General features: G+C 67.9%; 12 protein-coding genes and 3 tRNA genes. 5 read left to right on the forward strand and 10 right to left on the reverse strand.

The genetic code is table 11. The features are described 5' to 3' along the window. Positions 1–30 precede the first annotated feature (30 nt). Both rdgB and rph read right to left on the reverse strand, forming a co-directional pair. On the reverse strand, positions 31–738 hold the full coding sequence (rdgB, locus tag HMPREF2883_RS04685) for an RdgB/HAM1 family non-canonical purine NTP pyrophosphatase (RefSeq protein ID WP_070659219.1): 708 nt from the start codon (positions 736–738) through the stop codon (positions 31–33). Positions 739–741: 3 nt separating this feature from the next. Then, positions 742–1,548 (reverse strand): ribonuclease PH, encoded by an 807-nt coding sequence (gene rph / locus HMPREF2883_RS04690; protein WP_070659221.1) that lies wholly within the window; start codon positions 1,546–1,548, stop codon positions 742–744. Positions 1,549–1,700: 152 nt separating this feature from the next. Between rph and HMPREF2883_RS04695 the strand changes: the two genes are divergently transcribed. Continuing rightward, the gene (locus HMPREF2883_RS04695; protein WP_070509922.1) at positions 1,701–1,994 is read left to right on the forward strand and encodes an antibiotic biosynthesis monooxygenase family protein; all 294 of its coding nucleotides are present in this window, start codon (positions 1,701–1,703) and stop codon (positions 1,992–1,994) included. Positions 1,995–2,197: 203 nt separating this feature from the next. Beyond that, the gene (locus HMPREF2883_RS04700; RefSeq protein WP_070659223.1) at positions 2,198–2,815 is read left to right on the forward strand and encodes a hypothetical protein; all 618 of its coding nucleotides are present in this window, start codon (positions 2,198–2,200) and stop codon (positions 2,813–2,815) included. Positions 2,816–2,898: 83 nt separating this feature from the next. Here HMPREF2883_RS04700 and HMPREF2883_RS15430 read toward each other — a convergent pair whose 3' ends face one another. From HMPREF2883_RS15430 to HMPREF2883_RS04735, 8 genes are all read right to left on the reverse strand, one after another. Further along, a complete protein-coding gene (locus HMPREF2883_RS15430; protein ID WP_256277326.1) occupies positions 2,899–3,417 on the reverse strand; it encodes an SMI1/KNR4 family protein in 519 nt (172 codons plus the stop codon). Continuing rightward, positions 3,414–4,250: a hypothetical protein gene (locus HMPREF2883_RS15435; RefSeq protein WP_256277327.1), complete on the reverse strand. Its 837-nt coding sequence runs from the start codon at positions 4,248–4,250 to the stop codon at positions 3,414–3,416. The genes HMPREF2883_RS15430 and HMPREF2883_RS15435 overlap by 4 nt, the downstream gene beginning before the upstream one ends. A gap of 109 nt (positions 4,251–4,359) precedes the next feature. Further along, positions 4,360–4,441, reverse strand: a tRNA-Leu gene (locus HMPREF2883_RS04710). 70 nt (positions 4,442–4,511) lie between these two features. Next, positions 4,512–4,988 (reverse strand): thioredoxin-dependent thiol peroxidase, encoded by a 477-nt coding sequence (gene bcp, locus HMPREF2883_RS04715; protein ID WP_070659225.1) that lies wholly within the window; start codon positions 4,986–4,988, stop codon positions 4,512–4,514. Between the two features lie 155 nt (positions 4,989–5,143). Then, positions 5,144–5,377: a hypothetical protein gene (locus HMPREF2883_RS04720; protein WP_176747146.1), complete on the reverse strand. Its 234-nt coding sequence runs from the start codon at positions 5,375–5,377 to the stop codon at positions 5,144–5,146. A gap of 288 nt (positions 5,378–5,665) precedes the next feature. After that, positions 5,666–5,741 (reverse strand) — tRNA-Lys (locus HMPREF2883_RS04725). 48 nt (positions 5,742–5,789) lie between these two features. Continuing rightward, positions 5,790–5,862: transfer RNA gene (locus HMPREF2883_RS04730), tRNA-Lys, on the reverse strand. A gap of 179 nt (positions 5,863–6,041) precedes the next feature. Beyond that, positions 6,042–6,554: a hypothetical protein gene (locus tag HMPREF2883_RS04735; RefSeq protein ID WP_070659227.1), complete on the reverse strand. Its 513-nt coding sequence runs from the start codon at positions 6,552–6,554 to the stop codon at positions 6,042–6,044. 180 nt (positions 6,555–6,734) lie between these two features. On the opposite strand from HMPREF2883_RS04735, the gene HMPREF2883_RS04740 reads away from it, so the two are divergent. From HMPREF2883_RS04740 to HMPREF2883_RS04750, 3 genes are all read left to right on the forward strand, one after another. Beyond that, complete coding sequence (locus HMPREF2883_RS04740) at positions 6,735–7,655, forward strand: ATP-grasp domain-containing protein (protein WP_070659229.1); 921 nt, start codon at positions 6,735–6,737, stop codon at positions 7,653–7,655. A 51-nt stretch (positions 7,656–7,706) separates the two neighbouring features. After that, on the forward strand, positions 7,707–8,081 hold the full coding sequence (locus HMPREF2883_RS04745; protein ID WP_070659231.1) for a YccF domain-containing protein: 375 nt from the start codon (positions 7,707–7,709) through the stop codon (positions 8,079–8,081). Positions 8,082–8,205: 124 nt separating this feature from the next. Then, a partial coding sequence (locus HMPREF2883_RS04750; protein WP_176747147.1) for a homocysteine S-methyltransferase family protein occupies positions 8,206–8,623 on the forward strand: 418 nt, incomplete at its 3' end.

Below are 8,623 nucleotides of genomic sequence, written 5' to 3' on the forward strand. Positions count from 1 at the left end.
CAGCGCTTTACTGGCAGCGCCCTCGCGGGCTCAGCCGACCAGGACACCGGCCAGGACCGGTGCCAGGGCGCGGAAGGCCTGTCCCCGGTGGGAGATGGCGTGCTTGTCCTCAGGCGTCATCTGGGCGGTGGTGCGGCCCCGACCGCCCGGTGCATCCTCCTGGACGGGCACGAAGATCGGGTCGTAGCCGAAGCCCCCCTCGCCCTGAGGGGCGTGGGTCAGGCGCCCCTCCATGGAACGCTCGATGGTGGTGACCTGCTCGGGCTTCCCGCCGGAGGCCGGCTGGACCAGGACCGCGGCACAGGTGAAGCGGGCGCCGCGGTGCGGGTCGGCGACGTCGGCCAGCTGGGCCAGGAGCAGCTGAAGGTTCGCGGTGTCGTCCCCGTGCCGGCCGCACCAGCGCGCCGAGAAGATCCCCGGCGCCCCGCCCAGGACGTCGACGCACAGGCCCGAGTCGTCGGCGACCGCGGGCAGGCCCGTGGCCTGGGCCAGGGCCCGGGCCTTGAGCAGGGCGTTGTCGGCGAAGGACAGGCCGTCCTCCACAGGTTCGGGCGCCTTGAGGGAGGCGGCCGAGATGATGGAACCGGGCACCAGCCCAGGTACGAGCGGCGCCAGGATCTGCCGCAGCTCGGCCAGCTTGCCGGCGTTGTGGGTGGCCAGGACGAGGCGGGCTCCGGCAGGCACCTGGACCCGCCCGGTGCGCGGGGCAGCGCCGTCGGCGCGTGACGAGGCACTCACGGCTCAGGCCTGCGTGGACTGGGTCGAGGAGTCTGAGGAGGACACGGTGAAGGGCTCACCGCTGGGGCCGGCCAGGGCCCGGCGCTGGAGCGCCGCCAGGCGGCTGTTGCCGGTGGCGGCCAGGTCGAGCAGCTCTGCGAGCTCGGAGCGGTCGAAGGGGGCGTGCTCGGCGGTGCCCTGGACCTCGATGAAGCGCCCGTCCCCGGTCTGGACGACGTTCATGTCGGTCTGGGCGCGCACGTCCTCCTCATAGGGCAGGTCGAGGCAGGGAACGCCGTCGATGATCCCCACCGAGATGGCCGACAGGGAGTCGGACAGCACCGGCCTGCCGGGGCGGGCCTTGATGAGTCCGCGCTGCGTGCCCCAGGCGACGGCGTCAGCCAGGGCCACGTAGGCGCCGGTGATCGCCGCGGTGCGGGTGCCGCCGTCGGCCTGCAGCACATCGCAGTCCAGGGCGATCGTGTTCTCGCCCAGTGCGGCGACGTCGATGATGCCACGCAGGCTGCGGCCGATGAGACGGGAGATCTCGTGGGTGCGGCCACCGACCTTGCCCCGTACGGACTCCCGGCCGGAGCGCTCCGACCCGGCCCGGGGAAGCATGGCGTACTCAGCGGTCACCCAGCCCTCGCCACTGCCCTTGCGCCAGCGCGGAACGCCTTCGGTGAAGGAGGCGGCGCACAGGACCCGGGTGCGTCCGAAGGCCACCAGGACCGATCCCTCGGCGTGGTCGAGCCAGTGGCGGGTCATGGTCACGGGGCGCAGCTCGTCGACGGCGCGGCCGTCCTTGCGGGTGAAGGGGGCAGTTGTCATGGTCTCAGGCTACCCGGCGGGCGTCGGTCCTCGAGGCGGCTCCGTACCTTGGGATGCCCGATGTCTGTAGTCCGCGACGGCGATCAGCGGTAGCGTTCTTCGTGATACCTGCTTCCGGTCGGGAGCTGACGGAGACGCTGAGGAGGACACTTATGACCTATGTCAACATCACCGCGCTGACCTTCCCCGAGGGCGCCCAGGCCGAGATCGAGAAGCGCTTCGCCGCACGGAAGCGAGGTGTTGACGCCTCGCAGGGCTTCCAGGGCTTCGAGCTGTTGCGCCCGCTGGTCGGAGAGGACCGCTACTTCGTGGTGACCCGATGGGACAGACGCGAGGACTACGAGCGCTGGAGCGCGGCGCGGCCCGCCGGCGGGCACGAGGACGACAAGCGCCGGGGCATGAGCGTGGAGGTCCTCGGATTCGAGGTCGTCCAGCACGAGGAGTGACTCAGGACGCCGCCGGGCGTGAGTTCGGTGATCGGCCAAGGAACCGATCACCGCGTCACAGCCCGGCGCCTCCGCCTCCCGGGACGGGAGGCGGGAATCAGCTCTTCGGGTGATTGCCTGGTCGGACGGGGTCCCTAGCCGCCGTGAGGTGGCTAGGGTAGGGGCGTATTCGTCGTACCGATCAGGAGAAGGAGACGAGTCACATGGGAGTTGATGCCGGACGAGTTCGTCAGATGAGCGAGCAGCTGCACAGCACCGGGATGCTCATCATTCCGGAGTCCCCCTTGCGTCTATGGGGAAGCCTTCTGGGCTGCGTGGGCTTCACCGTGGTGGGGGTCGTGCTCATTCTGACCTCCAATCAGTCGAGCTCCCCGCTTCTCCACCTGCTCGCTGGTATCGCCAGCATCGGTTTCTTCGGCATCATCTGCACCCTGGCCATTGTCAGGAAGCTCCTTAGTCAAAGCCGACTGATAGTCACGCCTGAAGGCGTGCGTCTGGAACGACGCAAAGGCCAGTCCTTCATCGTCAACGAGTCCGCACGCTGGGCGGATATCGCCGAGTTCTTCGGGCAGGAGGTCGCTCCCGGCGGTACACGAGCACAGCTGGTGATCGGCTACATCCTGACGCCGCTGGGACAGCAGATGCGCCACCAGGACTCGACCACCGCCCAGCTGAGCCAGCAGATCAATGAGATTGCCGACCGCGGAATGGGTAAGGAGGAGCGCGTATACCTCCCCGGCACCTTGAAGGGGAGTAAAGAGGACCTGCTGGCCCTGCTTCAACAGGCGCACCAGTTTTACCGCGCACCGGGGCGCGTCTAGTCTCTTCGGCCGCTGCGTGACTGCTCTCCCGCCTTCGTCCACTACGACACTGCGCGCCTGCGTCTCGGCGGGTGCGGAGCGGCTCAGGGAGCCGGGGATGGCGCCGTGACGAAGACCGACTCCGGCACCCCGCACCGGGAGTAGACGAGCTGGCAGGCGTGGCAGGGGCCGAAGGCCTTGACCGGGGTCTGGATCTTCACCCGGGTGACGGTTTCGGGCAGGCGCTCGACGCCGAACTCGGCGGCGCTCTGCTCAAGCATCTTGTAAGCGGCATCGACCTGGTAGGACCACTGTGCAAAGACCCCGCCGCCGCGGATGGCGTGGTCGAGCCAGGCCTCGTACCAGGAGATGAAGCTCGGGGCCACGCGGGTGAAGCCATCGTCGCAGGCCCGTGAGTCCAGCCAGACGCTGCCGTCGTAGGGGCTCATGCGCCACTCGGCGCCGCAACCGGCGTCGGCCAGGTGGATGCCTCCGTCGTCGGCCGGGTAGATGTCCAGCCCGTAGCCGGGGCCGGCGCCTGAGCCCGCAATGGTGCTGAGGAACCAGCGCAGGTCCTCCGGCAGCGAGAGTCCCGCAGGAAGGTTCGGTGGCCCCAGCCTCATGCCGTGGTGGCGGCTGCCGAGCCGCCGGCTTCGCTGCCAGGATCGTATGAGGTCGCGGCGATGAGGTTGAGGGTGTGCTGGAGCCCGTCCCTGGTCAGGGGCGGAGCGGGCTCCAGGGGCGTGAGCACCGACCACTCCCGGAGCATACGGTGGCCACCGGGCTCGGGCGGGATCGCGTCCAGAACACTGCGTCCCGCGGGCCAGTCGGCGCCAGCGAGCTTGAGCTCAGTGATCGAATGGGGGCCGATGGCCGCATAGCAGCCCAATGCCACCGCCTCACCGGAACGAGTGGCAGGAATCAAAGGACTGGCGAGCACCCTGTCGGTCAGGGCACGGGGGCCGCCCAGCCGCCGGCGATAGGCCTCCACCTCCTCAATCGGCATGTTCATGCTGCGGTCAAGATGCCCGGTGGCCACCCGGTAGCGTCTGCCTCCCACCGTGGCCTCGAACTGATCGACCTCGGGATTGTCAGAATCGATGAGGTCCGGGCGGCCGATTCCGGTCAGAAGGACGGGGCCGAAAGCGCAGGCCCAGTTGCATCCGGCGGCGACAACCGACTCCAGCTGACTGGAGCCGTAGCCGCTGGCCGTCACCAGGACCCGTCTGCTCCCGAAGGCGCCTCCACTGATCTGCAGGAAGAGGAATGCGCCGTATGGCTCGTGGTCCTGAATCTCGTCAATGAGGCACTCGATGATGGGAAGCCCCTCGCCCAACCGGACCGTCTGGGTGTCGTTGATGGCCTCGGTCGTGGCCCCTCGGAAGTGCCTGGCGATCGTCTGCGCCAGCACGACGTCGAATGCGGGGGAGTCCTGACGGAAGGAGTTCTCTGTCATCGATGCCTCGGATCAAGTCGGTGGAAACGGCAGGGACCGGAGCATGCGGAGGATACAGAACTTCTTGTCCGCGTCTGGAGACCCTCGTGGTGCTGGGAACTGACATCTGTGCGCGAGAAGGGACTCGAACCCTCACGCCCGAAGGCACCAGGACCTAAACCTGGGGCGTCTACCAATTCCGCCACTCGCGCTGCGCGGTGCCCACTCTACCGACCCCAGTCCCGGATGGCAGAATGCGGCGACCGTTCCTGTGCGCTCTGATCAGTCCACGCCCAGTGCGGCGCGCAGCCGCTTGACGTGACCGGTGGCTCGCACGTTGTACTGGGCCAGCGTCACGGTCCCGTCGGGGGCCACCACCACGGTGGAGCGGATGACGCCGGTGTAGACCTTGCCGTAGTTCTTCTTCTCTCCCCACACTCCCCAGGCCTCCATGACGGCGTGGTCGGCATCCGACAGCAGGGGGAAAGGCAGGTCGTGGCGGTTGGAGAACTTGGCCTGCGCACTCGCCGGGTCCGGGGAGACGCCGACGACGGCATAGCCGGCCGCCTCGAGCGCCTCCAAGGAGTCCCTGAAGTCGCAAGCCTCTTTAGTGCAGCCCGGAGTGCAGGCCTTGGGATAGAAGTAGACGATGACGCCCTTGTTCGTACTGGCACGAAGGTCGCCAAGGGTCACTGTGCGGCCGTTCTGGTCGGGCAGGGTGAACTCCGGGGCTCGGTCACCGGCGGCGAGCTGGGTCATGGGTCCTCCTCGGGCTGCTGGACGGATGCACTCATCCTTGCATCGCCTCCGGTGCCAGTGGCAGTGAATTCGAGGACTTACTTTCGTGATCTGGCGAACGTTCAGGACGTCAGTCCCACGGGAGCCCCGACCCAGCTCTGGGTGAGACCTCCGGGTCAGGCGGCCTGGGCGAGCGTTCGTCGCGAGGCCTGCTGAGCCGCCTCCAGGCGCTCCAGCGCGCGCTCGAGTCGCGAGGGCGAGGCGGTCGCCCCCAGCGAGGCGAGCTCCGCGCGTGCGGCGAAGAGCTCCCTGCTGGCGGCCTCGTCGGCCCGGGCGTTCGTGGCTGCCAGCCCGGTGGCCGGAGTCATCATGGTCGTCATGGTGGTCATGGTGTGGATGTTGCGTGTCATACGTATCTCCTCATCTTCCTTCAGCGTCGTCGGCCCGGTGGGGCCTGGGGTAGCAGCGCGTGCCGGAGCAGGTACCTATCTGCCGGACCGGCGTGCCCGCGGAACGAGACTTCTGGCGCGGCGACTGGTTGGCGCCGCCGTCGCAGACTGTGGTCACGAGGGCGTGGGAACCGATGAGACGGTGGCATCCTGAGATGCTTCTCAGTGCGGTGACGGTTGCCTTCGACCGCCGTTACGCGCCTGCTGCTGTGCCTTCGGGGTCATCCCGGGCGAAGCGCGTGCCCTTCGTGGTACACCGCCAGGGACTTGAACCCTGAACCCGCTGATTAAGAGTCAGCTGCTCTGCCAATTGAGCTAGCGGTGCTCGGTCTATGGTGACCAGCTCTTCCGGCCCTAAGGACTGGAAGATTCGTACACCGCCAGGGACTTGAACCCTGAACCCGCTGATTAAGAGTCAGCTGCTCTGCCAATTGAGCTAGCGGTGCTTCCGCCACAGCGATGTCATTCGACGTGGCTCGCTGGGCGACGGAGGAATACTTTACGGATGGAGGAGGGCTTCGTCCAGTCAGGATCCATGAAACCAGGCGATTGTGCGGCAAGTCTCAAGGGTGATGGTGGTGGGTGAAGAGCTGCGTTGCCGCTGGGTGCTGCCCGGCGTCCCCGTTCAGTGCGACGGGCCGCCCTCGCGGTCCTGTCGGCGGCGGCGCACGTCGGCGGCGCGAGCGCGGTCGCGCTTCGACATCGCGCCCTGCGAGGAGGACCTCCTCGACGGCGCTGCCTTGGATGTACCGGCGCCTGTCCGTGCGCTGCGGCGATGGCTGCTCGGCCTGGAGGGGGTGGCCTCGACGTCGTCGTCCTGGCCAATGCGGCCGGTGCGAGACCACTGGTGGTACTGCTTCAACGTGGCCGCCTGCTCCTCGGTGAGGCGGTGCCAAAGGGGCAGGTCGAGCTTCTTGCGGTCGCGTACGCGGCTGCCGAGGGTCCAGCCCGCCAGCATGACCAGTGCGACCACCATGCCGCCCCACATGCTGCTGCGGCCGGCGCGGGCTCCGGTGAGCATCGAGACGGTTCCGCCGAGTATGCCCGCGGCAAGGATGGTCACGACGACGATGGCGGCCATGGATGCCCAGTAGCGCTGTGCGGCGGTGGTACGCGGCTTGCGGGTTTGAGAAGTCACCTCGGCATTGTGGCACCCTCGCACGCAGTGGCTGAGCAAGGTGTGGGTGTCGAAGGTTGCGGAACGGAGACCAGCTGGCCGCTCCAACCGGAAGGTAGTCGTATCCGCTGGTGCGGGCGCGGTTCAGTGTCACACGTCTGCGGCTCTCGCCGCGCTCCTGCGCGCGGTAGCGTGGACTGCATGAGCGACCCGATCGTGACGCTGGCGACCTGCGCCGACTTCCCCAACCTTGATGACGATGACCGCGGCCTGCCGGATGCTCTGCGTGCGCGTGGCATCGAGCCGCGGGTCGCCGTGTGGGACGATCCCGGCATCGACTGGAGCCAGTCCGGCACGGTCGTGCTGCGCAGTGTGCGCGACTACGCCACCAAGGGCAACTACTCCCGGTTCCTCCAGTGGGCCCGGTCGGTGCCCCGGCTCGCCAACCACCCCGACGTCGTCACCTGGAACTCGGACAAGCACTACCTCACCCGCTTGAGCGAGTGGGGGGTTCCCATGATTCCGACGATGTGGCTGGAGCCTGAGGCCGGCTACTCCAAGCACCAGGTTCACACCCGTTTCCCGGCCCATGGCGACTTCGTCGTCAAGCCGGCCGTCTCCTCGGGTGGGCGCGGCACCGGGCGCTACACCGCCACCGACGCCGCCTCCCGGTCCTCGGCGATCAATGACGCCATGCACCACCTGCGTCGCGGACGCACCGTCATGGTCCAGCGCTACCTTGAGGAGGTCGATCGCAAGGGCGAGGTCTCGCTGGTCTACTTCAACGGCGTGCTGTCCCACGCGGTGGAGAAGGCGCCGATGCTCCACCCCTCCTTCAAGTCCACCGACGAGATCCACGAGGAGATCGTCACGGCGCGCGAACCCAGCGAGCAGGAGTGGCTCTGGGGCGAGCGGGTGCGCAAGGCCATCCACGCGCTGATCAAGGAGATCTCCGGCCGGGACATCCAGCTCCTGTTCAACCGTGTCGACGTCGTCGGGGACGGTCAAGGCGGTTTCTACCTCATGGAGGTCTCACTGATCGACGCGGGCCTCTACCTCGGGGCGGCGCCGGAGGCGCTGGACAACTTCGCCGACGCTATCGCTCAGCGCATCTTCTGGTGACCGCACGGTCGCGGGCATCTTCCAGGTGCCTAGGTGTGGTAGATAGGTGCCATGCGCACGCTGCTCAACATCATCTGGGTCGTCTTCGGCGGGTTTTGGCTCTTCCTCAGCTACCTCTTCTTCGGACTGATCGCCTGCCTGTTCATCGTCACGATTCCTGCAGGCGTCGCCTCCTTCCGTATCGCCGCCTACGTCCTGTGGCCCTTCGGGCGTGAGGTGGTTCCGGCCCCCGGGGCCGGCGCCATGAGCGGGATCAGCAACATCATCTGGTTCCTCGTCGCCGGGCTCTGGCTGGCCATCGGCCACCTCACCACCGCCGTGGCCCAGGCCTTCACCATCGTCGGGATCCCGCTGGCCGTGGCCAACATCAAGCTCATCCCCGTCACCTGCTTCCCCTTCGGCAAGCAGATCATCGAGACCCGCTAAGAGGCTGCGCCATATGGTGTAGCCGGTGGGGTCGGGAACCTCGGCCCGGGCTCGCGGAGACGTGCACCGGGTCCATACCCGAGACGCTACCGGTGCCGTCTCAAGCCTCCGATACCGTGTCGCAATGCGAACGCTTTCGGTATCCGCCACGTCCTTGGGGCACGAGCCGGCTCGGTTGTCTGATCTGCTGGCCCGAGGTCCGGTCGTTCTCGACGGGGCGATGGGGACCGAGCTCGACGCCCACGGGGTCGACACCCGCAGCGCGCTGTGGTCGGCGCTGGCGCTCACCACGGCGCCCGACGTCGTGCGCGAGGTCCACTCCGACTACCTGGATGCCGGGGCTCGCGTCATCACGACCAACACCTACCAGGCCGCGCTTCCGGCGCTGATCCGTTCCGGGAAGGACGCCGCCGGCGCGAAGCGGGTCATCGCAGCCGGCGTCCTTCTGGCCAAGGCGACGGCCTGGGCTGCGCAGGAGGCGATAGTCGTTGCTGTCGGCATCAACTGCGTGGCTGCCGGTGTCGTCTGGATGCACTGCACGA

The sequence above is a fragment of the Actinomyces sp. HMSC075C01 genome (genome assembly GCF_001812965.1).
GTDB classification, from domain to species: domain Bacteria; phylum Actinomycetota; class Actinomycetes; order Actinomycetales; family Actinomycetaceae; genus Actinomyces; species Actinomyces acetigenes.

What these genes read in the sequence shown, in the direction of transcription:
- rph (WP_070659221.1), bottom strand. Translation starts at nt 1,548, where the DNA reads ATGACAACTGCCCCCTTCACCCGCAAGGACGGCCGCGCCGTCGACGAG.
- HMPREF2883_RS04695 (WP_070509922.1), top strand. Translation starts at nt 1,701, where the DNA reads ATGACCTATGTCAACATCACCGCGCTGACCTTCCCCGAGGGCGCCCAG.
- HMPREF2883_RS04700 (WP_070659223.1), top strand. Translation starts at nt 2,198, where the DNA reads ATGGGAGTTGATGCCGGACGAGTTCGTCAGATGAGCGAGCAGCTGCAC.
- HMPREF2883_RS15430 (WP_256277326.1), bottom strand. Translation starts at nt 3,417, where the DNA reads ATGAGGCTGGGGCCACCGAACCTTCCTGCGGGACTCTCGCTGCCGGAG.
- HMPREF2883_RS15435 (WP_256277327.1), bottom strand. Translation starts at nt 4,250, where the DNA reads ATGACAGAGAACTCCTTCCGTCAGGACTCCCCCGCATTCGACGTCGTG.
- bcp (WP_070659225.1), bottom strand. Translation starts at nt 4,988, where the DNA reads ATGACCCAGCTCGCCGCCGGTGACCGAGCCCCGGAGTTCACCCTGCCC.
- HMPREF2883_RS04720 (WP_176747146.1), bottom strand. Translation starts at nt 5,377, where the DNA reads ATGACACGCAACATCCACACCATGACCACCATGACGACCATGATGACT.
- HMPREF2883_RS04740 (WP_070659229.1), top strand. Translation starts at nt 6,735, where the DNA reads ATGAGCGACCCGATCGTGACGCTGGCGACCTGCGCCGACTTCCCCAAC.
- HMPREF2883_RS04745 (WP_070659231.1), top strand. Translation starts at nt 7,707, where the DNA reads ATGCGCACGCTGCTCAACATCATCTGGGTCGTCTTCGGCGGGTTTTGG.